The following is a 23,997-nucleotide window of genomic DNA, read 5'->3' on the forward strand; positions in this document are numbered from 1 at the left end:
GGTCCTCCTGATGGGCGATATCTGGTGCCCCGACTTATGCTCAACTTGAACATATGTGCATTCAATGTAGGCCGATCTTCGTCGGGCGCAAGCGTAAATGCGCCGGATCGCGACGGGTTTTCCTGCACGCTGAAAAAGCAAAACTCTCCGCTCCGGGTCAAAGGCCTCGCTCGCATCCGACGGCGAAAGCGGTGCATTTATGCTCGACCGCGCGCACTCGGCGGCCTAGACGACAGCTTCCTTTCTCCCCGCGCTGATTTTTCGAGACGTTCGTGCAAGACACCATCCGCCGCATCCTGACCGCCCGGGTCTATGACGTGGCCGAAGAAACCGCTCTGGACGGCATGGCCCGGCTGTCGCGCCGCCTTGACCGCCCGGTCTTCCTCAAGCGCGAGGACCTGCAGCCTGTCTTCTCGTTCAAGATCCGGGGCGCCTACAACCGTATCGCCAATCTGTCGGAGGCCGAGTTGTCGCGCGGCGTCATCTGCGCCTCGGCCGGCAATCACGCGCAAGGCGTGGCGCTTGCCGCCGCGACGCGGGGCGCCAAGGCCACCATCGTCATGCCGGTGACCACCCCGGGCATCAAGGTCGCGGCCGTGCGCGCGCGCGGCGGCGAGGTCGTCCTGCACGGTGACGGCTTCGACGACGCCTATGCCCATGCCCGCGAAATCGAGGCCGAAACCGGCGCCACCTTCGTTCACCCCTTCGACGACCCCGACGTCATCGCCGGTCAAGGCACGGTCGGGCTGGAGATCCTGCGCCAGCATCCCGACACGATCGACGCGGTCTTCGTCCCCATCGGCGGCGGCGGTCTGGCGGCGGGGGTCGCGGCCATCGTCCGCTTCCTGCGGCCGGAAACGAAGATCATCGGCGTCGAGCCCGTCGACGCCCCGACGATGAAGGCCTCCATCGACGCGGGTCATGTCGTGACCCTGGATCAGGTCGGGCTGTTCGCCGACGGGGTGGCGGTGCGCCGCGCCGGCGACCTGACCTTCGAACTCTGCAAGGACCTGCTGGACGACATCGTGCTCGTGGACACCGACGCCATCTGTGCGGCGGTGAAGGACATCTTCGACGATGTCCGCGCCGTCGCCGAACCGGCGGGCGCCCTGGCGCTCGCGGGCCTCAAGGTCTGGGCCGCCGCCAACCCCGGTTCAGGAGCGCTGGTCGCGATCAACTCCGGCGCCAACCTCAATTTCGACCGGCTGCGCCACGTCGCCGAGCGCGCCGAGATCGGCGAGGGCGCCGAAGCGCTGCTGGCCGTCGCCCTGCCCGACGACCGCGACGCCTATCGCCGCTTCCTCGGCTCGCTCGACGGCCGCTCGGTGACCGAGTTCAACTACCGCTGGTCCAACACCGGCGCGGCCCACTTCTTCGTCGGCGTGGGTCTGAAAGACGGCGCGGCCGAGAAGGACGCCCTGATCGCACAGCTCCGCGCCGACGGCTGGTCGGTCGAGGACATGAGCGAGAACGAGACGGCCAAACTGCACGTCCGCTACATGGTCGGCGGTCGCGCCACAGGTCTGGGCGACGAACGCATCCTGCGCTTCCACTTCCCCGAACGCCCTGGCGCCTTCCTGCGCTTCCTCAACAGCCTGCAGCCTGCCTGGGCCCTGACCTTGTTCCACTACCGCAACCACGGCGACGATGTCGGTCGGGTGCTGGCGGGCGTTTCGGTCCAGCCGGGCGAACGCGAGGCCTTGGTCGCGGCGCTCGACGGATTGGGCTATCCCTACGTCGACGAGACCGACAACCCGGCCAGCCGCCTGTTCCTCGACGGAGTGTGACCCATGCGCAGCGACGCTACCCGCCGCGACCTGATTTTCGCGGCCGCCGCCGCGCCCCTGCTCGCCGCCACATCGGCCTGCGCGACACCGCTGTCGGCGGGGACTCGTGAGGCCGCGGCGGGTCAGGTCTGGACCTTCGACAGACTCGCCGACATCGGCGGCCATGCGACCCATGTGGAGGGCGCGCCCGTCCTGACCGACAGCCCGTGGGGGCAGGCCGTGCAGTTCGACGGTGTCGACGACGCCCTGTTCATCGACAACCACCCACTGGCAGGCGCGGAACACTTCACCTTCGAGGCATTGTTCCGTCCCGACGGCGGCGCCTTCGAACAGCGCTGGTTCCACCTGGCCGTCGACGAGCCGACCCCGGCCGACGGCTCGGCCCCGATCGGGACCCGGTTCCTGTTCGAAATCCGGGTGGTCGAGACCGAATGGTATCTGGACGCCTTCACCAAGGGCGAGGGCTATAACCTGACCCTGATCGACCCCGCCAAACGCTTCCCCGTCGGCCAGTGGTTCCACGTCGCCCAGACCTGGGACGGGACGACCTATCGCAGCTTCGTCAACGGCGTGGTCCAGGCCGAGGGCCCGCTGGCCTTCAAGCCGCAGGGGCCGGGCAAGGCCTCGGTCGGCTGCCGCTTCAACAGGCGCAACTACTTCAACGGCGCGGTCCGCGAAGCCCGCTTCCACGCCGAGGCCCTGACGCCCGACCGGTTCAGCAATCCGTTCCGTACCACCGGAGGCTAGGGCCGGTCGCCCTCGACCGCCGCCCAAACCGGCATGACGAAGCGGAACCTCGTCCGTTCCGCCGTCGATTCCGCATCGAGCGATCCCGCATGGCCCCTGGCGATCTGCGAGGCGATGTAGAGCCCCAGACCCAGGCCGGCCTGCGGCTCATCCTTCTTCGGCCGATGGAACGGCTTGAACAGATGCGGCAGGGCGTGTTCGGGGATCGGGTCGCCGGCATTGGTTACCGACAGTTCGAAGAACTCGCCCTCGCACAGGGCATGGACCTGCACTTCGCCATCGGCGGCGCCGTGCGTGAGGGCGTTGGCCAGCAGGTTGGAGAGCAGCTGGCCCACCCGGTCGGGGTCACAGGCGACCGGCCGGTCGACCCGGATATCGGTCACGATGGCCCGGTCAGGCCAGGCGGCGCGCAATTCCTGCACTACCTGTTCGATGACCTCATGCACCCGCCCCTCGGCCTGGCGCGCCAGCGGCACGCCGCCGCCCAGCCGCCCGCGCGCGAAGTCAAGCACGTCGGAGATCAGCCGCTCCATCCGCAGGGCGCTGGCGTCCATCTGGCTGACGACCAGTTTCGCCCGATCGTTCAGAGGCGTGGCCTTCAGCAGGGTCGTCCCGGCCTGGATCGCCGCCAGCGGATTGCGCAGGTCATGACCGAGGACGGCGATGAACTGGTCGCGCAGCACCGCAGCTTCGCCCGCGTCGATCAGGGCCGCCTCGGACGCAGCGACCCGCTCGGCCGCGTCGAGATGGAAGGCAATCAGCTCCGCGAACAGTTTGAACGTCTCGGTGACCGCCGGGATCGAGACAGTGTGCGGGTTCGGATCGATGGCGCACAAAGTGCCGAACATCTCGCCGTTGGCCCGGACGATCGGATAGGAGATGTAGCTCCTCAGCCCATAGGTCGCCGGGGTGTGATGGTCCCGGTACAGCGGGTCGAGCGCGGCGTCATCGAAGACGATAGGAGTCCGGCTGTCGCGGATTTCGTCGCACAGCGTGGTCTTCAGCGGCAGTTCTCCGCCGACCGGCAGGCCGAACCCGATTTCGTCACGCACCGCACAGGCTGTCCAGGTCGTATCCGTGACCCGCGCCACCGCCGCGAACCCCATGCCCGTCAGGCTGCAGACGACGTTCAGGATATTTCCGATGGCGTCGATGCCCGCCACCGCCGCGAGATCGCGGTCGATGCCGGAAGCCGTCTCAGCGGTCGGATCGGAAAAAGTCATGCCATCTGTGTAGCTTAAGCGGCGGTCGGTTAAAACGGCTGTTTGCGTAAAGCCCGCTCGTGGTCGAGCAGCCACTTCTTGCGCTCCAGCCCGCCGGCATAGCCGGTGAGGGTCCCGTTCGCCCCGATCACCCGGTGGCAGGGCACGATGACGGCGACCGGGTTCTGTCCATTCGCCAACCCGGCCGCCCGGACCGCATTCGGCTTGCCGATCGCCCTCGCCAGCTGGCCGTAGGTGCGGGTCTCGCCGGCCGGAATGTCGCGCAGCACCGCCCAGACCGAGCGCTGGAAATCGGTGCCCGCCGTCTTCACCGTCAGCCCGTCCAGAGCCTTGTGGTTTCCAGCGAAATAGGCCGCGACCGCATCGCGCACTCCGTCCGGCGCACGACCGTCCGTCAACGGAGCATCGCCGTAGTGCCGCCGCAGCAGCCGGTGCATCCGGTCCTCATAGCCGGCGAAATCCAGCGCCCTTACGCTGCCCTGGGGATCGACGATCAGCAGGACCGTCCCGACGGGGGTATCGATCCGGTCCAGCGTCAGCGCCAGGGGTTCAGGCCGCTTGCCTGCCATCGTCTCTCTCCATGATATCGGCCGCCCCGATCCCCGCCGTTTGCAAGTGGAGCGCGCCATAGGCACGCCAGGGCCGCCATTGGTCCGCCCGGCCGATCAGCCGCGCGTCGAAATTTCCAAAAAAGTCGGGCGGAAGCCGGTCGTTGGGCGGCTCCGCACCCGCATCCACCCAGTCGCCCGGCAGCCTCAGCCCCGGTCGCGCCGCGACCAGCGGCTGCAACGCCGTATCCGCCGACAGGTCCCGGGCGATCGCCTCCGGATCGGCCGACAGGTCGAAGACCCGCCGCACCCGGGCCAGAATACCCGGCAAGGCCCTCAGGTCCGAGGCCTCGACCCGCACCTCGACCCGGCCCGGCTTTTCAGGGGTCACCGACACCCGCCCTTCGGCGCCGTCGAGGTCGGGATCAAGCAGCCGCGACCAGATCCGATCCTCCACCGTATCGCCGCGCGCCTGCAGCGCCGCCAGCATCGCGTCCCAGTCATAGGGCGGGCGCCAGGACAGGGTCAGCCGGACCCCGCCCTCTCCCGGCCGCTCCTTCCGTCGCCTCAGGGCCGAGGGCGGGCGCCCGTACAGGGACTGAAAGGTCTCGTTGAAGCGCCGCACGCTGCCGAAGCCGGACGCAAGCGCTACCTCGGCCATGGTCAGGTCGGTCTCGTGGATCAGGGCCTTGGCCAGCAGCACTCGCCGGGTCTGGGCCACGCTGACCGGGGCCGCGCCCAGATGCTGGCGGAACAGCCGCCGCAGTTGCCGCTCGCCGACGCCCAGCCGTCCGGCGAGCGTATCGACATCGCCCTCATCCAGGGCCCCCGCCTCGATCAGGGTCAGCGCGCGGCTGACGGTGTTCGAGGTCCCGCGCCAGGCCCCCATGTCGGGCGCCGTCTCCGGGCGACAACGCAGGCAGGCGCGAAAGCCCGCCTCCTCGGCCGCCGCCGCTGTGGGGTAGAAGATCATGTTCTCACGCTTCGGCGTGCGCGCCGGACAGACCGGCCGGCAGTAGATCCCCGTCGAGGTCACTCCGCCGAAGAAGCGCCCGTCGAACCGCGCGTCCCGCGTTGCCGCGGCGCGGTAGCAGGCGTCCTGATCCAGTTCTGTGTGGCGCGTTTCCATAATGACAACATGGGGGCGCACGGCCCCCATGTCTCGCGGTTTTCGGACATTCGAGTGGAAGCCTAGGCGGCGACCGCGTCCCGGCGGCGGCGGTCGTAGGGCATAAGCTGGCCGGTGATCAGCCGCCAAAGGGCGCCGGACATCTTGAACAGGGCCTGCAGCAGACCGAAGACCACACAGGCCATCAGGATGGTCGAAACGCTCCACCAGCCCCCTTCGAAGGCCGCACGGATCCGGTCGATGAAGGCCTGGGCGTTGTCGACGTGGATCACGGGCGCGAGGGGCGAGGCCATCCACAGCCAGTAGAACAGCCAGGCCTGCGCCGCGCCGAACCCCAGATCGCCCAGAGCGGTGAACCGCACCTGAGCGGGGTTGGCCGCCCGGATCAGGTCAAAGCCGATCCGGCAGGCGGCATAGGCGACGCCGGGCCAGTAGAGCATCGCCAGGATACGGCGGAAGATGTCGGCATAGTCGACGCCGCCGACGGTCGCCACGCCCTGGGGGAACAGGTCCTCGGGCCGCACCGGCGAGACCATCAGGAAGCCGACCCACCAGAGCAGCAACACGGTCCAGGCCGCGGCGCTGCCCAGGGCCCGTGCGGCCGGCGACAGGGTCATCTGACCGCGCCGCCTGCCCTGCCGAGGCGTCTCGACGGTCCCGGCCACATGCCGCGACACCGCATCAGCATCCATGCCCGCCAGTTCGAACAGGCCCAGATCCTTGACCCGCCAGTCGCGCAGGAAGGCCGGCTTCTCCTTCTGGCGCTCGATGATGAAGCCCGCGATCGTGGCCAGACCGATGATGGTGATCCCGCCGGTGAAGACGCTGTGGAAGGCCTGACCGATCGCCCTGCCCACCTCCTCGTCGCCGACCAGAACGCGCACAATGGCTCCGATGGCGGTGATGCAGACCAGGGCCATCAGCCCGACCTTCACCCCGAACATCCACCAGGGATAGAGCTCGGGTCCGACGATATGCTGGGGACCGGACCCGTAGCGTGCGGCGACGCTCAGAGGATGGCCGAACTCGCGCAGCACCGCCTCCTCGTCAGCCTCGGTCAGGGGCCGGCCGAGCTCTTCCTCGCGGTCCTCCATCCGGGTCTGGAGCACGTCGCGCAGCTCGGCGACGATGTCTTCTCGCGAAGCCTTGGGCAGCTGCGCCGCCACGGCCTTCAGATAGCGTTCCGTCAGGGTCATATTCATCCCTCCAGCTTGAATGTCAGAGAATCTTGTCGAGCGAGGCGTTGATGCCGCGCCATTCGTCAGCCAGGGCCGAAAGCATGGCCTCGCCCATCGGCGACAGGCGGTAGAAGCGCTTCTTGCGCTTCTCCTCCTCACGCCATTCCGAGACCAGAAGCCCCTGGCTCTCGAGCCGGCGCAGCAGCGGATAGAGGGTCGATTCCTCCATCTCCAGCCCGTCCCCGGCCAAGGCCTGACGCAGGGTATAGCCGTAGCGCTCCTCCCGCAGCCGGGCGAGCACGGCCAGGACCAGCGACCCACGCCGCAGCTCCAGCCTCATGCTTTCGAACAGTTCGGGATCGGGGGTCATTCGCGTCTGCCTTGGCGCCACATAGTGTGTGACACACAGTGTATGCGACATACTGTGCGACCATGTCAAGCGAACGCTGAAACGCTGGAGGGAAATTGGATCATGCCACGGGGATGAAGGGGGCGTCCCGACCCCGTGGGGCGAAGGCGGGACGCCCGTTCCGTGGCCGCCCTACGGTCAGGCGGGACGGCCTCGGAACCCGGCGAATCGACATCTGGGAGCCATCCCGTCGGGTCCTGAAAACCTAGGGCTGCGCGGCCTCAACCGCTACCTGCGGAAAACCATAGGGCGTCCCGAATTTGAAACGGCCAAGCTTGCGCCGTCGGCGGTCAAGCGACTTCGATCTGCTGGAACAGCAGGGCCCGGGCGACGGCCTCGGGCAGGCTGCGCGCGCCCAGTTTCTGGCGTGCGTTCTTCAGATGCAGACCGACCGTGACCTCGGCGAGCACGAGGTCATGAGCGATGGCGCTGACCCGCCGCCCCCTGGCCACCGCCTGCAGACAGTCGCGTTCGCGCGCGGTCAGTTTCGCCGCCCCGTAGCGCCGCCTCATCATCTCGCCCACAGCCCCGGCGTGAAACAGATGCGCCACCGACACCAGGCTCGGGCCGTGCTCCTCGAGCAACCGACGGCACTCGGCGGGGTCCATGCCCGAGCCCATGACGATCCCGGCGCCCGGCCCGAACGTCCCCGGCGCCCCGGGCAGGGGGATCAGTATGCCGCCCGCCAGCCCGGCCTCGTCGGCCTCGTTCAGGATCTGCGAGGGGCCGTAGTGGGTGGCGGTCTCGAACACCACGGGATCGTACCGCGCCGACCGGATATGGCCGACCAGCGGATCGCGCATGTCGTACATCCGCTCGGTGTAGTACTCGATCCAGTCCGACCGCATGGTCGACATGGCCGGGTCGCCGCGCGCCTCCATCCGGTCGTAGGCGGCCATGTCGAGGAAGGCGTAGTTGACCTGATCCAGCCCCATCCCGGCCAAACCCTTGATCAGCACCTTCCAGCGCAGGTCCGGGTCCCGTTCGGACAGCAGGCCGGCGAAATGCTCACCCAGTGACAGGTCTCTGTTCGGCATGATCCCACCCCACACAGCCCAGCATGAGGCACAGCTTTGGGTTGATCAATGTCCAACACCCAACAAAAAGGACGATTTAAATCGCCCCGACTAGTCAGCCAGGTAGAACAGGGCTTCGACCGTGGTCCCCAAGGCCCGGGCAAGGCTGAGGGCGAGCAAGGTCGAGGGGATGAAGACCCCGTTTTCGACGGTATTGATGGTCTTCCTCGACACCCCGGCCCGGTCGGCCAGTTCGGCCTGGGTCAGCCCCGCCTCGGTCCGGATCGCCTTCAGTCTGGAGCCTAGACGCGGGTCACCCACCGTCGCCGCCTTCCGCCTGCTGGTCGAGCCAGACGAAGCGCAGGCCCGCCACCGATGCGGCCGACATCAGGACGGCGGGAAAAGCCATCGCGGCCCAGTCCCGATGCCACAGGCCGAGAATGAACAGGCCTGACATGGCCGCCATCAGGACGATAAACCCCAGCGACAGAGCTCTCTGACGCATGTCGCGCGTAACCTCATCCTCGAGCCAGCGACGGTTGGGTCGCGCCAGACCCTCCCAACCCGCGACAGCCATCACCACCAGCCATGGCGCCAAGGCAGCCCCCGCAACGAAGCCGACGTCGCCGCCATCAGCCTGCACCTGGCCGTAGACGATCCTCGACAAGGCCGAAAGGCTGACCGCAACCATGCCCCAGCCCGTGAGAGACGTGGCGTAAACGCGATCGTTGCGGACACGCTGCAGCCGGTCCCGCCGACCGATCATGCTCTCCAGACGCCGCGCCGTCCGCCCCCGCCGCCACACCATGATCATCAGCGCCCCAAGCCCGCCGGCGGCGACCGCGGCCATAAAGCCCAGGCCCGCCTGCCCCTCGGAGATTGCGACCACATCGGCAAGCGTGAGGGTCAGACCGCCGACCAGAATGCCGGCGACCATCACCACCAGCCCGAACCGCTCCCGCCCCTGACGCCGACGCTCGCGCCTCAGCAGGACCTCGACCTCGTCCATCGCGGCCTCACTCATCGCGACCCGCCTCGCGGAACAGCCAGGCGAAGCGCAGCCCCGCTACAGCGCCCGCCGCCGCCAGGGCCAGGATCAGGCTCGCCACTCCGATCTCGGCGCGCCACAGGCCCAGCCCCAGCGACAGGGTAGTGCCCGCCATCAGGACGAAGAAGGCGAGCGTCATTGCCCGCGCCCTCAGCGACTGCGTCAGTTCATCCTCGAGGAAGCGCCTGTTCTTCATCGAGCCGCCGTCCCAGCCCATCACCATCAGGGCCGTGACCCAGGCATAGAGGACCGGCACGGCCAGCCTCACATAGTCGACCCAGCGATGCTGGCCCTCGACCACATGCTCCAGCGCCCCGAAGGCTTGGGCCAGGAACAGTAGCGACAGGGCCGGAAAGATGGCCAACTGCCGCGCGCGCTGCGCCTGCAGCCGGTCCCGCCGACCGGGCTCGGCCGGATCGACGCGCCAGCGTGGACCGTTCGGGCGGTAAACCCAGGCGCAAATGCCGCCCGCCGCCATGAAGGCCGCGCCCATGCCCGCGATCACCCCTGCCGCGGTCGCCGCATCGCCGGTCTTGTCGAGGCCCCAGGCGATCCCGCCTCCGAGCATCGCTGCGCCGACACCGGTCAGCACGACCAACGCCACGAACTTCGCTCGGCTGGTCCGTTCCGTCGTTTTCCTGTTGTCCGCCATCATCGATACGCTCCTGCATCTGATGTCACCTTCGGGTTACATAAATCACCTAGAGGTTACATACCGTCAAGAGCGCCGCTTCCCTTTCGCTGCGGCGTGGCTAGGGTGGCTCCGCTTTCGGGGATCCCATCACACATGCCGTCTTTTTCGCGCCGTCTCGTTCCGGCCGGCCTCGCCGCCGTCCTCGCCGCCACGTCTGTTCTGGGCGCCGCCCCTGCCCTGTCGCAGACCAGCGCATCCGCGACGGCGCCCGCATCGGTCCCGCTGATCCCCGGCGCCGATTATGACGCCAGTGTCCCGTCCGTGGCCCAGGCGCTCGGCTATGACAGCGGCGCCCGGATCAGCCGCGCCGCCGACGTCCGCCGCTATTTCGAGGCCCTGCGCGCCGCCGCCCCCGACCGCGTCGCCATGGGCGACTACGCCACCACCCACGAAGGCCGCCCGGTGTTCTGGGCCGCCGTCGGTTCGGCCGCCAACATCGCCCGGCTGGACCAGATCAAGGCCAACTCCCGCGCCCTCGCCGACGCCCGCGTCACCTCGCCCGAGCGCGCCCGCGCCATCATCGCCGACCAACCCGTGATCGTCTGGCTGATGTATTCGGTGCACGGCGACGAGATCAGCCCCGCCGACGCCGCCATGGCCGCCGCCCGCCACCTGCTGGCCTCACGCGATCCGGCCGTCCAGCAATGGCTGGCCAACACCGTCGTCGTCTTCGTCCCGACCCAGAACCCCGACGGGCGCGAACGCTTCCTGAACTCCAATGCCTCGGGCTTCGGCACCGAGCCCAACCCTGACCCCCTCTCGGCGGAGCGCGATCAGCTCTGGCCCGGCGGCCGCTTCAACCACGACCTTTTCGACCTGAACCGGGACTGGTTCATCCAGACCCAACCGGAGACACGCGGTCAGGCCGCCGCCGTGCGCGACTGGCGGCCGCAGGTGCTGGTCGACGCCCATGAGATGGGCACCGACGAGACCTTCTTCTTCCCGCCCGAGGCCCAGCCGCTGAACCCGTGGATCTATCCGGCGACGCTGGAGAGCCGCGAGCTGATCGGCCGCAACACCGCCCGGCGGTTCGACCAGAACGGCATCCCCTATTTCAACCGCCAGGTCTTCGACGCATTCTATCCGGGCTATGGCGACGGCTGGCCGGGCTACCTCGGCGCCATCTCCATGACCTATGAGCAGGGCTCGGCCCGGGGTCTGGCGGCGCGCCGTTCGTCGGGCGAGATTCTGACCTATCGCGACACCGTCCGGAACCACTTCGTCGCCTCGCTTTCGACCATAGAGGCGGCCTCGGCCAACCACGACCGGCTGCTCAACAATTTCTACGCCTACGGCGCCGACGGCGTGTCGGGACGCGGCGCGTATGTTCTGTCGCGCTCGGCCTGGGATCCGGGCGAGGCCGATCGTCTGGCGGGCCTGCTGGTCGCCTCGGGCGTCGAGGTCGGCAAGGCCGAGGCCGGCTTCTCGGCCTGCGGCAAGTCCTATCCGGCCGGCTCCTATGTCGTGAACCTCAGCCAGCCCCAGCGCCGCATGGCCGAGGTCCTGCTGGCGAAGGACGTCGCCGTCCCCGCCGCCTTCCTGGCCGAACAGGAGCGCCGTCGCGCCCGAGGCCTGGGCGACGAGATCTATGACGTCACCGCCTGGTCCCTGCCACTGATGTTCAATACCCCGGCCGACCGCTGCGCCTCGGCCCCCGTCGTCAATGTTACCGCCGCCACCACCGACAGGGTCATCCCGCGCGGGATCGCCGATGTGGACGCCGCCTACGGCTTCCTCGTCGCCCCCGGCTTCGGCGCGAGCCAGCTGATGGCCTCGGCCTTGCGTCAGGGCGTCGCCATGCGGACCATGGACAAGCCCTTCACCCACGCCGGCCGCCGCTGGCCCGCCGGAACCCTCGTCATCCCCCGCGCCGGCAATCCGGCCGACCTGACCGCGAAGATGACCAGCTGGGCCGCCACGACCGGCGCCGAGGTCGTGGGCGCGGCCGAGAGCTGGAACTCCGACGGCCCGAGCTTCGGCTCCGGCGACGCCGTCGCCGTGCGCGCCCCGCGCATCGCCCTGGCCTGGGGCGATCCCACCGACCCGACGGCCGTCGGCGCCACCCGCTATGTGCTGGAGCGCGAGTTCGGCTATCCGGTCACGGTGGTGCGCACCAACAACCTGGCCGACGCCGACCTCTCGGCCTTCCAGGTGATCGTCCTGCCCCAGGGCGGCAGTTACAGGGGTGTCCTCGGCGACGCGGGCGCCAAACACCTGAAGGAATGGGTAGACAACGGCGGCACCCTGATCGGCCTCGGCTCGGCGACCCGCTTCCTGACCGACCCCGCCTCCGACATGCTGGCCTCGCGCCGCGAGAACGCCGCCGAGGCCGGCGACGGCTCCGGCGCCTCCGACAAGGCCCGCGTCGACGGCCAGCTCATCGCCAGCCTCGCCGACTATGAGAAACAGGTCGGCGACAGCCAGCACGGCCCGGCCTCGGTCGCCGGCGTTCTCGCCCGCGCCGATGTCGATCCCGACCACTGGCTCTCGGCCGGCGTTGCCCCCTCGCTCAACGTCCTCGTCGGCGGCAGCGACATCTACACCCCGCTCAAGGTCGGCGAGGGGACCAATGTCGCCCGCTTCGCCTCGGCGGACGACCTGCTGATGTCCGGCCAGCTCTGGGCCCAGAACCGCGCCCAGCTGGCCTTCAAGCCCGCCATCATGGCGACGTCTTCGGGCCGGGGCTGGATCATCGGCTTCGCCCAGGACCCGACCACCCGCGGCTATCTGGACGGGATGAAGGTCATCTTCGCCAACGCCGTCTTCCGCGGCCCGGCCCACGCCAGTCCCAACTGGTAGGAGCCGCTTGCCCGGTTCGATTTTCTCCCGCTAAGGTGGAGCTTGGGGGGAGATCATTCCATGTTGAGTACGCTGTTCGCCGTCGCCGCCACCCTGGCCGGCGCGCCCGTCGAATCCGCGCCGGCTCTGCCGCCCCCCGCAGCGCTCGATGCCTCAGCCGGGGCGGCGGCGCAGACTGCGTCGCTGGACGATCTCGCCCGCAAGCTCGGCGGCGAGCTTGAGGTCGAGGACTACGAGGCCGCCTTCGCCACCCTGACGGCGATCCACGCCCATCCGGATTTCGCCGCCTGGCCCCAGCAGCGGCGGCGCGGCGCCATCCTGCTGCTGGGCCTGCTCAATGCCGACTTCGAGCACTACGAGACGGCCCTGCCGCTGCTGGTTCAGGCCACCAGCTGGAACGAGACCCCGGTGGAGGTCTGGATGACCCGTATCCAGGTCGAGGCCCGATTGCACGACAGGACTGCGGTCACCCGGAGCCTGACCACCGTCATCCAGCGCTTTCCGGCCAAGCTGCCCGACCTGTCGAAGGACTTCCTGATCCAGATGGCCGGTGCGTCCGACGTCGCGCCCGACCCGGCTTTCGACCTGCGGCTGGCCCTCTATGAGGCCGGTTGGCGGAACGACGAAGCCTCCTTCGTCTGGGCCAAGCTGATCGATGACCTGATGAAGCGCGATCGCACGGCGGAAGCGATTCCCCTGGTCGCCCTCGTGACCAGCCCGAACGCCCAACTCCAGCTGCACGCCCTGAAGCGCTACGACGCCCTTATGGCCCAGGCCGGAGCCACCGAATTCGACGTCGATGCGGCTTACGAGCAGGACTTCGAGAAGGACCGGGCCGCCGCCGAGGCCGCGACCGGCGACAAGGCGCTGGAGAAGCGCCACGTCTATATGTGGGCCCTCCTGGGTCGGGGGCGTGACGCCGAGGTTCTGGCCATGGCCGACGAGAGCCTGGCCCGCCCCGACAACAAGAGCGATCCGGAGATCGCGGACGCCCGGACCTGGATCATGGACACGCGCGGCCGGGCGCTGATGAACCTGGGTCGCTATGACGAAGCCCTCGCCCAACAGCAGAGCGCGGCGACCCGCACTGAATACAACGAGGACAATGTCAGCCAGCAGATCAACCTCGGCTGGCTCTATCTTCGCCTCGGTCGCGACGCCGACGCCCTGGCCGCGGTCAAGACCATCGGCCGGGATCAAGCCAGCCCCTATGGCGTCATGCAGGCGGTTCAGGTGCGCGGCTGTGCGGCCCACGGCCTCGGCAACCGTTCGGTCGAGACCACGGCCTATGCCTATATGGCGGAGCACTGGAAGGATGCGCCGGGCGCCTGGCGCGACGCCCTGGCCTGCAAGGGCGATGTCGCCGCCGTCGCGGCCCTGATGCTCGAACAGCTCGCCGATCCGGATCAGGCGGACGAAGCCGTCGCCGAGATGCACACCTGGCAGCGACCGGCCCGGCTGACCGACTTCGACCGCCGGATCGACGCGGTCCGCACCGAGGCCATGGCCCGTCCCGACGTCATCGCCGCCCGCGACGCGGTGGCCCGCGCCTATACCGTTCCGGTCGTCGGCGGCAGCTTCTAGGGCGACGACTTCTAGATCAACAGCGCGCCCTCGTGGCGCAGCAGCCAGGTCTTACGCTCCAGCCCGCCGCCAAAGCCGGTCATGGCGCCGTCGGCGCCGACCACCCGGTGGCACGCGAGCACCAGGGCGATGGGATTGCGGTTCAGCGCCACTCCGGCGGCGCGCGCGGCCTCGGGGCCAGAGCCGCCGGCCCGCTTCGCCATCTCGGCATAGCTGATCGTCTGGCCAGCCGGAACGCGGGTCAGCTCGACCCAGACCCGCGCCTGAAACCCGCCCTCGCCCGCCGCCCCTTCCAGCGACCAGGGGATGCGCTCCAGCGCCGCCCGGTCGCCGGCGAAATAGGCCGCGAACGCCTCGGCCATCGCCGCCGGAACCGGCGCCTCGACCAGGGCCACGCCCGGATATTCCCGCGCCATCGTCGCGCGCAGACTGTCGCCCTTCGCTTCGAAACTGAGCGCCCGCAGCGCCCCCGCCTCATCGAAGGCGATAGCCAGCGGCTGGATCGGACTGTCGATGATCGCGCGATAGAAGGTCAGGCTCATCCGCCGCTCATCAGGGCGTTCAGCGCCCCATAGTCCATGGCCGCCTCGACCTGCGGCCCCGAAAGCCCATCGGCCAGAAACGCCCGCGTCAGTCGGTCGGCCGTCCCATAGGCGGCGGCCGACATATTCGATCCGGCGCTCAGCCTGCGCACCCCCATCCCCTCCAGCGCCGCCGCCCCCGGCAGGGCCGTCCGCGCCAGCAGGTTCAGCGGCAGGCCGAACCCGACCAGTTCGCGGATCGTCGGCTCGTCCGTCACCCCCGGCATGAACAGGCCGTCGGCCCCGGCTTCGCGATACAGGGCCGTGCGCCGCGCCGCCTCCTCCAGACGCCCTTCGACCGGCCCGTTCCCTCTCAGCCACAGGTCGCAGCGGGCGTTGATGAAAAGCTCCGGCCCCACCGCCGCCCGGATGGCCGCGATCTTGTCGGCCAGCCCCTCCGCCGACCCGGCGCCGTCCTCGATATTGATGCCGGCGGCGCCCGTCTCGATCACCCGGCGAATGAAGCCCGCCGCCTCGGCCGGATCGTCAGAGAAACCCGCCTCGCAGTCCGCGCTGACGGGCACGCCCGCCACCCGCACGATCCGTTCCAGCGCGGCGAGCAGCTCGCCCTCGGGCGGCGCAGCCTGCCCTTCCGCCCCGTCGGGCCAGCCCAAGGCCCAGGCCACGCCCGCGCTGGTCGTCGCCACCGCCTTCGCCCCCGCCGCCCGCGCCACCACCGCGCTGGCCGCATCCCAGGCATTGGGCAGGATCAACAGACCCGAGGCGTGCAGGTCGCGAAATTTGGTCATGAGGGGCCTCCGTGTTCTGCGGAGAACCTTAGGCCCGCCCCCGATTACCGTCTCGCGGTTTTCGGACGCGGACGACGGCTGCTGACAATTCCGGGCGGCGCCTAGCGAAGGACTGCGCTGTCCTCGGCCTGTTTGACGACGACCGCGGCGTCCTCCGGGAGCATGAAGCCTTCCGCGACCATCTGGTCGGCGGCCTGGCGAACGCGGGCGACGAACGCCTTGTGCTGCCGTAGCGCTCCTCCAGCGACAGACGGGGATCCCCGCTTGCCTCGCGTTCGGCCCGGGTCGCCGCGAAGGGGATATAGCCGCCCATGAAGCCGCAGCCCCGACCACCGTAGTAGCCTTTCGAACGCACGTTCCAGCCGAGGTAGGTTCCCAATGGCACGCGTGACTGGACCGAGGCCACGCCCGAGGTCTCATTGCCGTCCGCATCCACGCGGGGAACCCGGACCGCCACCATCCGCATCAGGGCCGGCGGCTGACGGTCGACGACGCCGGACAGATCGACGGCCCGGAAGTCCGGCCCGAAGTCATAGACCATCAGCGGGTTCGACTTTCCGTCCGGCGACGGTTTGCCCGGGATCGACGGGAAGCCCATCGCAGCGGCCCGCGGCGCCACGAGATCCCCGTTGGCGAGGGTCGGCGACACGCTGGCGGGCGGCTCCGTTCCGCTTGCGACCCAGTCGGTCAGCCGCCGGGTCAGCGCCCTGATCGTCCAGGAGGCCGGATTGGGATTGGCCGGCAGGTCGCAGGTGGGCACGGGCGGCAGGGCGGCGACGTCCGTCGGGAAGCCGCCGGCTCCGCCGCTGTGGGTGACGCCCGGCAAGTAGTAGCGACGCACGTTGCCCGGGGCAGGAATATCACCCGCTGCGTCCGGCCCGATCAAATCCGGCGACTTCCTGAGCCCCCAGAACTCTGCCGAGCCGAAGACGTCAAAGACCTTGGGGCAATCGCCCGCCGCCGTGCAGCGGGTCAGCAGACCGGCACGCGGCAGACCTCGCGACCGGTCCTCGTGGTCGGCCCACCAGACCACGCCTTCGCTGCCGGGCTCATAGAGTTCCGCCGTGCCTCCCGGAACGCCGAAGCGCAGGTTCAGCGGCACCTGCCGCGCGGCGATGATCGGCATGATCCCGTCGAACACCCGGCCGCCGTCAGGGGCGGTGTTGAAGCCCAGATTGATGAAGCTGCGCAGGAAGTTTCCGGACTGGGAATATCCGACGCCCACCTCCCATTTGATCGCACCCGCCACTGGATTGGGTGCGGCCTCCGTCGAGGGGGCGTCGCGGAAGAAGGCGTTGATATCCCGCACGGCGGCAAAGCCGATCCCCTGAACGAGCGGATCCTTGCCGGTGTAGGTCAGCTCATAGGCGTATCGCGGATCGAAGCCGCTCTTGACGCAAAGGCTGGCGGGATCGGCTCTTCCGGGGAAGGGATCGGTGGAGCAATCCGCGAAAGCCCAATCGGACGGCGGCACGACCTCGCCGGGATCGTCGTCGTTGGCCCGCCGCACCAGACGCGCCGCTGAGGTGTCCAGACTGACCGGCACAGGCCGCTTGCAAGTCACGATGCCGGTGACGCCGCCCTGGACAGGCAGGGAGGCCGCCCCCTCCGGCATGTCGGTGAAGCGCGCCAGCACCGGGCCGGTGATCGAAGAGCCGTCGGGGTTGTGGGCCGTCGGGGCCGTGAGCGTCTGCTGGACCGGCGACGGCGCCAGATCGGACTGCCAGCCGCTCACCAGATGGACATGGCCCTCGGATCGCCGGTCAGGGGCAGTGTGAAGCCGCGGTTCGGCACATCGTAGATCAGGAAGCCGCTGGCCTTGCTCATGTCCACCGGCTTGGTGATCGCGAAGGTGGCCGAATACTCGACCCGCCCGCGCGCATTGCGCGGCGCCAGCGCTAGGTCGGTGATGATAACATTCTTCGGATCCGACGGGTCCAGCTCGCCGAAGACGTGGCCACGGACGATCTCATAGGCGCCCACGGCTCCGAAGTTTCTCGTGACCGGCTCGCGGGTCTCGATCTGCACCCGGGTGATCTCGGCAAAGGACGGTGTGGCGGCGGAGATTGAAAGCAGCGCGACCGCGCAGGAGACGGTCTTGCGCATGGCTTCAGGCTCCCGTGACCATCTTCTGATGGGCCGAGGATACGAGCACGCGCCGGGTATTTCCTTCGCGAATTGTTTGCTGAACAGCAGACTGGAGATGCGTTGCGCCTGGCGCCCGCACGACACGCGTCATGCGCACGGCAACCGATCCGGCCCACCGTCGTTCTTCCGGCTCAAGGGTCAGGGGGCTGGCCCAATCGGAGACCTGCCATGCGTTCGATCAAGACCACCGTCACTCCGCGCGACCTGATCGCTCCGGCCATCATCGGGATCGCCGCGGCCGCCATGGCAATGACGACGAACGCCCATGCCCAGACGCCCTATGGTCAGACCCAGCAGCCCAACCTGGGCAGCGTCGTCGGGGCCCTGTTCGGCATCAACTCCAACCTCGACCCCCAGTGGCTGGCCAATCGCCGCCCGCTGGAGACCGGCCGTGCCCAGTTCGAGAGCCAGCTGACCGCCGACGTCCGCGCTGGAACCCGGTCGAGCAGCAGCGCCGACCGCCTGCGCACCGACTATGACGCCCTGGTCCAGCTCGAGACCCGCTACGGCTCGGACGGCCGCTTCACGACCCAGGAACGCGCCGACCTGAACGCCCAGTACCAAGCCTTCACCCAGCGTCTGAATGTCGTCGACAATACCGGGAACGGCTATCCGAACACCGGCGGCGGCTACAGTTCGAACACCTCCGTCGCGGACGGCCGCGCCGACTTCGAAACCCGCATCAACTCGGCCGTCACCGCGCGCCGTATCACCCGCACCCAGGCGACCAGCCTGCGCACCGACTATCAGGCCCTGATCCAGACCGAGGCCGGCTATGCCCGCAACGGCATCGACGCCCGGGAACAGGCCGACCTGGATGCGAAGCTGGATGCGCTGGACGCCCGCCTCGGCGACGGCCCGAGCAACGGCGGCTATCAGCCCGTGCTCGACAACCGCACCCGTCTTGCCAACATCGACGCCGCCGTCTCGGCCGGCGAACGCTCGGGTTCGATCAGCCGCACCGAGGCGGCCGACATCCGCGTCGAATACGGCGACCTGACGCGTCTCGAAGCCGCCTACAGCCGCACCAGCCCCTCGGCCGACGACCGCGACTATCTGCTGCGCCGGATCGGCGAGCTGGAAACCCGCGCCCGCGTCTCGACCCGTCGCTAGGCGCTATCTGCAGAAGCGACTGGCCTCCGCCTCGAGGTGGAGGTGGTCGTGGTGCAAGGCGTTGTAGTCGGGGCTCAGCGTCGTCCCGAACACCTTGCAGGCGTCGTCGCGGATGCGGTGCAGGAACTGGCCCTTCGGCCCCGGATCGTTCCAGTCATTGGTGACCGTGATCCGCGTCCCGTCCCTCAGCCGCACCCCTGCGAAGTCCAGTGCCGCCGCGCGCGAATGGGCGCTCGGCCGGTTGCCCGCCTGACTGTTCACGGGACGGCAGGCATAGACGCCCATGTGATCGATCTGGACCACGTCGGAGCCGAACAGTTCGCGCGCCGCCGGCTCCACCGACTGACGGCGCCAGACGCTGACGGCCGCCGCCAGGGCGCAGGTCATGGTCAAGTCCGAGGGCTGCATCCGCGCCACCGTGCCGAAGTCCGGGCCCAGTACGCCCGCGTCGGTCAGGCCGCAGGTCTCGGAGTTCACCCGGTCCGGCGTCGGGCTGAACGTAACCCGCGCCGCGTCCAGCTCGGCCACGCACTGGCCCAGCGAGCTCGTCGCGCCGCGCAGCCGCCGCCAGGTATCGCCGTCGATCGGCTGGCCGATCACCCCGGTCGCCGCGGCATAGGAGGTCTGCCCGGGCCGGCTCATGCTCGGCGGATAATAGGGCGTCGGCTTCGGCGCCTCGGGGATCAGCCGCCCGCAGCCGGACAGCAGCAGCAGAGCCGCCAGCACCAGCTTCGTTCTGGTTTCAAACCGCATCCGAATCATCCACGCGACGCCCCGCCTAACGGTAGGTCATGACGCCTCCGCCCCGAAGCGTCGCCGATGCGGAACCTTGCTGCCACCCTGCTGTCAGCAACCCTCCGCCTTCCCGGGCGCTCTGACTGGCGTCTCCCACCCTCCGGACCTATCTTGCGTTCATGAACCGTTCCTCGACGCCCAAGGGGTCCGCCCCCCGGATCACAAAGCCTGTCCACGTCCCCGGATCGGGTCTGGCGGAGGCCCCGGCCGCCTTCCTCCGCGACGGCGCCGAGCCGCTGCCCAAGGCGATGAAGAACATGCCGATGTTCGCCCCGGTCACCGGCCCGCGCCTGACGCCCGAGGAAGCTCCCGGCAAGCCCGACGACTGGGTCCCGCACCGCCCCTCGCACGAGGGCAAACGCAAGGGCGGCCGCTTCCGCCTCGAAACGAAATACACCCCCGCCGGCGACCAGCCCGCCGCCATCGCAGAACTCGTCGCCACCGCCTCGACCGGCGAGCGCGATCAGGTGCTCCTCGGCGTCACCGGCTCCGGCAAGACCTTCACCATGGCCAAGGTCATCGAACAGACCCAGCGCCCCGCCCTGATCCTCGCCCCCAACAAGACCTTGGCGGCGCAGCTTTACTCGGAATTCAAAGCATTCTTTCCAGATAACGCCGTTGAATACTTTGTAAGCTACTACGACTACTATCAACCAGAAGCATATGTTCCCAGAACAGACACCTATATTGAAAAAGACTCTTCAATAAACGAACAGATAGACAGAATGCGGCATTCCGCAACCCGGTCTATACTCGAAAGAGATGACGTCATCGTGGTGGCGTCGGTCAGCTGCATCTACGGCATCGGGTCGGTCGAGACCTACACGGCCATGACCTTCACGCTGAAGATCGGGGACCAGATCGATGAGGGCAAGCTGCGGGCCGACCTGATCGCGCTGCAGTACAAGCGCAACGACGTGCATTTCGAGCGCGGCATGTTCAGGAAGCGCGGCGATGTCGTGGAAATCTTCCCCGTCCACCAGGAAGATCGCGCCTGGCGCGTCAGCCTGTTCGGGGACGAGATCGAGAGCATCCAGGAGTTCGACCCCCTCACCGGCAAGAAGACCAACGACCTCACCGAGATCACCGTCTACGCCGCCTCCCACTACGTCACCCCGCGCCCGACGCTCAACCAGGCCGCCGCCGGCATCAAGGCCGAGCTCAAGGAGACGCTCGACTGGATGATCGAGAACGGCAAGCTGCTGGAGGCCCAGCGCCTCGAACAGCGCACCCGGTTCGATCTGGAGATGATGGAGGCCACCGGCTCCTGCGCCGGCATCGAGAACTATTCCCGCTGGCTGACCGGCCGCGCCCCCGGCGAGCCCCCGCCGACCTTCTTCGAATACATCCCCGACAACGCCCTGCTGTTCGTCGACGAGAGCCACGTCACCGTCGGCCAGATCAACGGCATGTTCCGCGGCGACTACCGCCGCAAATCCACCCTGGCCGAGTACGGCTTCCGCCTGCCCTCCTGCATCGACAACCGCCCGCTCAAGTTCGACGAATGGGAAGCGATGCGGCCCCAGACGGTCCACGTCTCGGCCACCCCCGGCCCGTGGGAGATGGAACAGTCGGGCGGCGTCTTCGTCGAGCAGGTCATCCGCCCCACCGGCCTGATCGACCCCCCGGTCGAGATCCGCCCGGTCTCTGGCACGACCCGTAACCAGGTCGACGACGTCATCGACGAGGTCAAACAGGTCGCCCGCGACGGCTACCGCTCCCTGGTCACCGTCCTGACCAAGAAGATGGCCGAGGACCTGACCGAATACATGCACGAACAGGGCGTGCGCGTGCGCTACATGCACTCCGACGTCGACACCCTGGAGCGGATCGAGATCCTGCGCGACCTGCGTCTGGGGACCTTCGACGTCCTGATCGGCATCAACCTGCTGCGCGAGGGCCTCGACATACCCGAGTGCGGCCTGGTCGCCATCCTCGACGCCGACAAGGAGGGCTTCCTGCGCTCCGAGACCTCATTGATCCAGACCATCGGCCGCGCCGCCCGCAACGTCGACGGCCGCGTCATCCTCTACGCCGACCGCATCACCGGCTCGATGGAGCGCGCCATGGCCGAGACCAACCGGCGCCGCGCGCGTCAGGAGGCCTACAACCTCGAACACGGCATTACCCCCGAAAGCGTCAAGCGCGACATCAAGGAAATCCTCGACAGCCCCTATGAGAAGGACCGCGTCCTGGTCCCCATCACGGGCTTCAAGGAAGACGCCCGCCCCTTCGTCGGCACCAACTTCCAGGCCGCGTTGAAGGATTTGGAGGGGAGGATGCGAGAAGCCGCCTCCAACCTCGAGTTCGAGGAAGCCGCCCGCCTGCGCGACGAGATCAAGAAGATGAAACTCCTCGACCTCGAGTTCGCCAACGACGTCATGACGGCGGAGGGGGACGCGGTGGATACGGCGGCGCCGAAGCGCTGGCGCAGGGAGGCGGCGGCCGAGAAGGCGGAGGCGTTCAGGAAGGGGCGGTAGACGCTGGAGATGCCACAGCAACCTCCAGCCAAAGCTCTACCTTGCGAATTCGGCGTTCACTGCTAGCCTGAGTTGCAAAGAGAACTGCAGGGGGATGCTAGTTGACCGAAGTGGCCTCAATTTCTGATTTGCTGGCGGCACTGAGGGAGGATCATGCCGATCATCCGGGAGCGCTATGGTTTCGAGGCCAGGCATCACATGAATGGAAACTCCTGCCAGGGTTCCTTCGCCAAAAAAGCGACGTCTCTGAAGGAACTCTAATCAGTCGGTTCCGCCAAAGCGCAGCGATGCTAACGGAAAGGGCGCCAAGGGAATCCTTCGATTGGCTCTTCCTGATGCAGCATTACGGAGTTCCTACTCGACTTCTCGACTGGACCGAAAGCCCTTTGATCGCCCTATATTTCGCTCTATACGACGACCCTGCACTCGATGACGTCGGATCAGCGTTGTGGTGCTTAAAACCTACAAAACTTAACATGAACGCCAACATAGTCGATCCACACGAGCCAAATTATATACCTGCCTTCGAGGATCCAGAATTAAAGGCATATTCCTTTGAAAGCTTAAGGCAGAACGATAGGATCGTATTATCCCCGGTAGCTGCGCTAGCCACCCGCAACAATGCTAGGATCCAAGCCCAGATGGGGGCTTTTACAATCCATCATAATGGTAACGTTCCACTTGAAGAACTAGGGGACGGAACGCACATCACGAAATATGAAATTCCGGCTGGTGCAAGACCGGAACTTATAGCCGAACTCGCCATGCTCCACGTGAACCGATTCACTGTGTTTCCAGAAATGGCGAGCATCGGCTCCATCATTCGGGAGTCACTGTGATGAGTTACGTTGAAACATCTCCCCTAAAGAACAGCACCGTGATGATGCTTCACGCTGACCGAGATGAAATTGAAACCAACCCGCCATATCAACGCGCCGGTGGCGTGTGGACTTTAGAGAAGAAGCGTTTACTTATTGATTCGATTATCAACGATTACGATATACCGAAGCTTTATTTCCACCAATACGATAGCAGCCGGATCCACGCGACTGGGAAGAGATACGCCATCATTGATGGTCGTCAGCGACTCGAGACCATCTGGGAGTTCATGGATGGCGGGTTCTCCCTAGGAGACGATACCGAATATCAAAGAGATATATCTATCGATCTGAAAAATCTCGGCTACGCCGATATCGCCGTCAACTACCCGAAAATAAGGATCAAATTTGATTCTTTTGTTCTTCCGATCGTCCTCGTCAGCACTCAGGGAGATGAAGACGACCTGATAGAAGACATGTTTTCTCGGCTCAACGAAGCGGTTCCGCTGAACGCTGCGGAGAAGCGAAACGCTATCGGCGGTGAAATGGTTGAAATAATAAATCGCATTTGCCGAGAGCCATTCTTCACTCACAAATTGAGAATTTCTAACAGGAGATATCAACACAAGGAGGCTGCTGCTAGATTTTTGCTGGTCGAGGAAAACATCCAAAAAAACGGACGCCTGATTGATACAAAAAGGGTGTACCTTGATGCCCTTGTTAAGAACAACAAGTCCCCTTCTGATACAACAGCAAGCCTGGAAACTTCGGTTCAATCAATTGTTGTGGCCATGAGCAACGTTTTCATGGATCGCGACGAACTACTATCTGCACAAGGCAATCTTGTCATCTATTACTTGATTTTTCGAGGCGCAGAACAGTTCAACGAACTTGGATTGGTAAATCGCCGTGCTTTGCTGGATTTTAGGACAGCGCTCGTTGACAATAGAAATCGTGCTGAAAACGACTACGAAGGCGCATCGTTTGAAATGCTGGAATATGATCGCCTTAGCCAACAAGGTACGAATGACGCCTCTTCAATCAGAGAGCGGTACGGAATTCTCGCTCGGTATTTAGGACTCACCAAGCAAGACTTTGAACCAGGGCGTGCCAACACAGCTCATTAGACTGGTTGTGACCCGTTCGATTAT

Annotated in this window: 22 protein-coding genes; 8 read left to right on the forward strand and 14 right to left on the reverse strand. The window is 66.9% G+C overall.

Going from position 1 to position 23,997, the window contains the following annotated elements; all coding sequences use genetic code 11:
• Window positions 1-272 precede the first annotated feature (272 nt).
• The gene (gene ilvA, locus IFJ75_RS13060; protein WP_207868623.1) at window positions 273-1,787 is read left to right on the forward strand and encodes a threonine ammonia-lyase, biosynthetic; all 1,515 of its coding nucleotides are present in this window, start codon (window positions 273-275) and stop codon (window positions 1,785-1,787) included.
• A gap of 3 nt (window positions 1,788-1,790) precedes the next feature.
• A complete protein-coding gene (locus tag IFJ75_RS13065) occupies window positions 1,791-2,534 on the forward strand; it encodes a LamG domain-containing protein (protein ID WP_207868624.1) in 744 nt (247 codons plus the stop codon).
• Here IFJ75_RS13065 and IFJ75_RS13070 read toward each other — a convergent pair.
• The 9 genes from IFJ75_RS13070 to IFJ75_RS13110 all read right to left on the reverse strand — a co-directional run bounded on the left by IFJ75_RS13070 (window position 2,531) and on the right by IFJ75_RS13110 (window position 9,740).
• Window positions 2,531-3,757, reverse strand: a complete 1,227-nt coding sequence (locus IFJ75_RS13070) for a GAF domain-containing sensor histidine kinase (RefSeq protein ID WP_207868625.1) — start codon at window positions 3,755-3,757, stop codon at window positions 2,531-2,533. The two genes, IFJ75_RS13065 and IFJ75_RS13070, sit on opposite strands and share 4 nt — an antisense overlap.
• 29 nt (window positions 3,758-3,786) lie before the next feature.
• The gene (locus IFJ75_RS13075) at window positions 3,787-4,326 is read right to left on the reverse strand and encodes a methylated-DNA--[protein]-cysteine S-methyltransferase (RefSeq protein WP_207868626.1); all 540 of its coding nucleotides are present in this window, start codon (window positions 4,324-4,326) and stop codon (window positions 3,787-3,789) included.
• Window positions 4,307-5,434 (reverse strand): bifunctional transcriptional activator/DNA repair enzyme AdaA, encoded by a 1,128-nt coding sequence (locus IFJ75_RS13080; RefSeq protein ID WP_207868627.1) that lies wholly within the window; start codon window positions 5,432-5,434, stop codon window positions 4,307-4,309. Before IFJ75_RS13080 ends, IFJ75_RS13075 begins: the two co-directional genes overlap by 20 nt.
• A gap of 62 nt (window positions 5,435-5,496) precedes the next feature.
• Window positions 5,497-6,630: an HAAS signaling domain-containing protein gene (locus IFJ75_RS13085; protein ID WP_207868628.1), complete on the reverse strand. Its 1,134-nt coding sequence runs from the start codon at window positions 6,628-6,630 to the stop codon at window positions 5,497-5,499.
• Between the two features lie 22 nt (window positions 6,631-6,652).
• Entirely contained in the window at window positions 6,653-6,982 is a 330-nt protein-coding gene (locus IFJ75_RS13090) for a PadR family transcriptional regulator (protein WP_207868629.1), read from the reverse strand.
• Between the two features lie 329 nt (window positions 6,983-7,311).
• On the reverse strand, window positions 7,312-8,058 hold the full coding sequence (locus IFJ75_RS13095) for a helix-turn-helix transcriptional regulator (protein WP_207868630.1): 747 nt from the start codon (window positions 8,056-8,058) through the stop codon (window positions 7,312-7,314).
• 90 nt (window positions 8,059-8,148) lie between these two features.
• Window positions 8,149-8,358, reverse strand: a complete 210-nt coding sequence (locus IFJ75_RS13100; protein WP_207868631.1) for a helix-turn-helix transcriptional regulator — start codon at window positions 8,356-8,358, stop codon at window positions 8,149-8,151.
• Window positions 8,351-9,061, reverse strand: coding sequence for a hypothetical protein (locus tag IFJ75_RS13105; protein ID WP_207868632.1), 711 nt, complete (start codon window positions 9,059-9,061; stop codon window positions 8,351-8,353). Before IFJ75_RS13105 ends, IFJ75_RS13100 begins: the two co-directional genes overlap by 8 nt.
• Entirely contained in the window at window positions 9,054-9,740 is a 687-nt protein-coding gene (locus IFJ75_RS13110) for a hypothetical protein (RefSeq protein ID WP_207868633.1), read from the reverse strand. The genes IFJ75_RS13105 and IFJ75_RS13110 overlap by 8 nt, the downstream gene beginning before the upstream one ends.
• 132 nt (window positions 9,741-9,872) lie before the next feature.
• Here IFJ75_RS13110 and IFJ75_RS13115 point away from each other — a divergent pair, with 132 nt between their 5' ends.
• Window positions 9,873-12,578 carry a M14 family metallopeptidase gene (locus tag IFJ75_RS13115; RefSeq protein ID WP_207868634.1) on the forward strand — a complete coding sequence of 902 codons (2,706 nt, stop codon included), beginning with the start codon at window positions 9,873-9,875 and terminating at the stop codon, window positions 12,576-12,578.
• A gap of 60 nt (window positions 12,579-12,638) precedes the next feature.
• Entirely contained in the window at window positions 12,639-14,162 is a 1,524-nt protein-coding gene (locus tag IFJ75_RS13120; RefSeq protein ID WP_207868635.1) for a hypothetical protein, read from the forward strand.
• An 11-nt stretch (window positions 14,163-14,173) separates the two neighbouring features.
• On the opposite strand, the gene IFJ75_RS13125 is transcribed toward IFJ75_RS13120, so the two are convergent.
• The 4 genes from IFJ75_RS13125 to IFJ75_RS13140 are packed head-to-tail and all read right to left on the reverse strand — an operon-like array spanning window position 14,174 to window position 17,598.
• Window positions 14,174-14,704 carry a methylated-DNA--[protein]-cysteine S-methyltransferase gene (locus tag IFJ75_RS13125; RefSeq protein WP_207868636.1) on the reverse strand — a complete coding sequence of 177 codons (531 nt, stop codon included), beginning with the start codon at window positions 14,702-14,704 and terminating at the stop codon, window positions 14,174-14,176.
• A complete protein-coding gene (locus IFJ75_RS13130; RefSeq protein WP_207868637.1) occupies window positions 14,701-15,492 on the reverse strand; it encodes an isocitrate lyase/PEP mutase family protein in 792 nt (263 codons plus the stop codon). The genes IFJ75_RS13125 and IFJ75_RS13130 overlap by 4 nt, the downstream gene beginning before the upstream one ends.
• Before the next feature lie 28 nt (window positions 15,493-15,520).
• The gene (locus IFJ75_RS13135) at window positions 15,521-17,227 is read right to left on the reverse strand and encodes an alpha/beta hydrolase domain-containing protein (protein ID WP_207868638.1); all 1,707 of its coding nucleotides are present in this window, start codon (window positions 17,225-17,227) and stop codon (window positions 15,521-15,523) included.
• Window positions 17,224-17,598 (reverse strand): hypothetical protein, encoded by a 375-nt coding sequence (locus IFJ75_RS13140; protein WP_207868639.1) that lies wholly within the window; start codon window positions 17,596-17,598, stop codon window positions 17,224-17,226. The genes IFJ75_RS13135 and IFJ75_RS13140 overlap by 4 nt, the downstream gene beginning before the upstream one ends.
• A 210-nt stretch (window positions 17,599-17,808) precedes the next feature.
• Here IFJ75_RS13140 and IFJ75_RS13145 point away from each other — a divergent pair, with 210 nt between their 5' ends.
• Window positions 17,809-18,753: a hypothetical protein gene (locus IFJ75_RS13145; protein WP_207868640.1), complete on the forward strand. Its 945-nt coding sequence runs from the start codon at window positions 17,809-17,811 to the stop codon at window positions 18,751-18,753.
• Window positions 18,754-18,756: 3 nt separating this feature from the next.
• Here the strand turns inward: IFJ75_RS13145 and IFJ75_RS13150 are convergent, their stop codons facing one another.
• Window positions 18,757-19,506 (reverse strand): extensin family protein, encoded by a 750-nt coding sequence (locus IFJ75_RS13150; RefSeq protein ID WP_207868641.1) that lies wholly within the window; start codon window positions 19,504-19,506, stop codon window positions 18,757-18,759.
• 161 nt (window positions 19,507-19,667) lie between these two features.
• Between IFJ75_RS13150 and uvrB the strand changes: the two genes are divergently transcribed.
• The 3 genes from uvrB to IFJ75_RS13165 all read left to right on the forward strand — a co-directional run bounded on the left by uvrB (window position 19,668) and on the right by IFJ75_RS13165 (window position 23,973).
• Complete coding sequence (gene uvrB / locus IFJ75_RS13155; RefSeq protein ID WP_207868642.1) at window positions 19,668-22,028, forward strand: excinuclease ABC subunit UvrB; 2,361 nt, start codon at window positions 19,668-19,670, stop codon at window positions 22,026-22,028.
• Between the two features lie 110 nt (window positions 22,029-22,138).
• On the forward strand, window positions 22,139-22,867 hold the full coding sequence (locus IFJ75_RS13160) for an FRG domain-containing protein (protein WP_225897112.1): 729 nt from the start codon (window positions 22,139-22,141) through the stop codon (window positions 22,865-22,867).
• Window positions 22,867-23,973 carry a DUF262 domain-containing protein gene (locus IFJ75_RS13165; protein WP_207868644.1) on the forward strand — a complete coding sequence of 369 codons (1,107 nt, stop codon included), beginning with the start codon at window positions 22,867-22,869 and terminating at the stop codon, window positions 23,971-23,973. The genes IFJ75_RS13160 and IFJ75_RS13165 overlap by 1 nt, the downstream gene beginning before the upstream one ends.
• The last annotated feature ends 24 nt before the right edge of the window (window positions 23,974-23,997 follow it).

Origin of the sequence: Brevundimonas goettingensis, assembly GCF_017487405.1 — a bacterium.
GTDB lineage: Bacteria > Pseudomonadota > Alphaproteobacteria > Caulobacterales > Caulobacteraceae > Brevundimonas > Brevundimonas goettingensis.

Excerpts from the sequence above, each read along its gene's own strand:
- IFJ75_RS13120 (WP_207868635.1), top strand. The coding sequence starts at position 12,639 with ATGTTGAGTACGCTGTTCGCCGTCGCCGCCACCCTGGCCGGCGCGCCC.
- IFJ75_RS13110 (WP_207868633.1), bottom strand. The coding sequence starts at position 9,740 with ATGATGGCGGACAACAGGAAAACGACGGAACGGACCAGCCGAGCGAAG.
- IFJ75_RS13105 (WP_207868632.1), bottom strand. The coding sequence starts at position 9,061 with ATGAGTGAGGCCGCGATGGACGAGGTCGAGGTCCTGCTGAGGCGCGAG.
- IFJ75_RS13150 (WP_207868641.1), bottom strand. The coding sequence starts at position 19,506 with ATGCGGTTTGAAACCAGAACGAAGCTGGTGCTGGCGGCTCTGCTGCTG.
- IFJ75_RS13140 (WP_207868639.1), bottom strand. The coding sequence starts at position 17,598 with ATGCGCAAGACCGTCTCCTGCGCGGTCGCGCTGCTTTCAATCTCCGCC.
- IFJ75_RS13085 (WP_207868628.1), bottom strand. The coding sequence starts at position 6,630 with ATGACCCTGACGGAACGCTATCTGAAGGCCGTGGCGGCGCAGCTGCCC.
- IFJ75_RS13095 (WP_207868630.1), bottom strand. The coding sequence starts at position 8,058 with ATGCCGAACAGAGACCTGTCACTGGGTGAGCATTTCGCCGGCCTGCTG.
- IFJ75_RS13115 (WP_207868634.1), top strand. The coding sequence starts at position 9,873 with ATGCCGTCTTTTTCGCGCCGTCTCGTTCCGGCCGGCCTCGCCGCCGTC.
- IFJ75_RS13065 (WP_207868624.1), top strand. The coding sequence starts at position 1,791 with ATGCGCAGCGACGCTACCCGCCGCGACCTGATTTTCGCGGCCGCCGCC.
- IFJ75_RS13090 (WP_207868629.1), bottom strand. The coding sequence starts at position 6,982 with ATGACCCCCGATCCCGAACTGTTCGAAAGCATGAGGCTGGAGCTGCGG.
- IFJ75_RS13130 (WP_207868637.1), bottom strand. The coding sequence starts at position 15,492 with ATGACCAAATTTCGCGACCTGCACGCCTCGGGTCTGTTGATCCTGCCC.
- IFJ75_RS13165 (WP_207868644.1), top strand. The coding sequence starts at position 22,867 with ATGAGTTACGTTGAAACATCTCCCCTAAAGAACAGCACCGTGATGATG.
- uvrB (WP_207868642.1), top strand. The coding sequence starts at position 19,668 with ATGAACCGTTCCTCGACGCCCAAGGGGTCCGCCCCCCGGATCACAAAG.
- IFJ75_RS13075 (WP_207868626.1), bottom strand. The coding sequence starts at position 4,326 with ATGGCAGGCAAGCGGCCTGAACCCCTGGCGCTGACGCTGGACCGGATC.
- IFJ75_RS13145 (WP_207868640.1), top strand. The coding sequence starts at position 17,809 with ATGCGTTCGATCAAGACCACCGTCACTCCGCGCGACCTGATCGCTCCG.
- IFJ75_RS13125 (WP_207868636.1), bottom strand. The coding sequence starts at position 14,704 with ATGAGCCTGACCTTCTATCGCGCGATCATCGACAGTCCGATCCAGCCG.
- IFJ75_RS13070 (WP_207868625.1), bottom strand. The coding sequence starts at position 3,757 with ATGACTTTTTCCGATCCGACCGCTGAGACGGCTTCCGGCATCGACCGC.
- IFJ75_RS13080 (WP_207868627.1), bottom strand. The coding sequence starts at position 5,434 with ATGGAAACGCGCCACACAGAACTGGATCAGGACGCCTGCTACCGCGCC.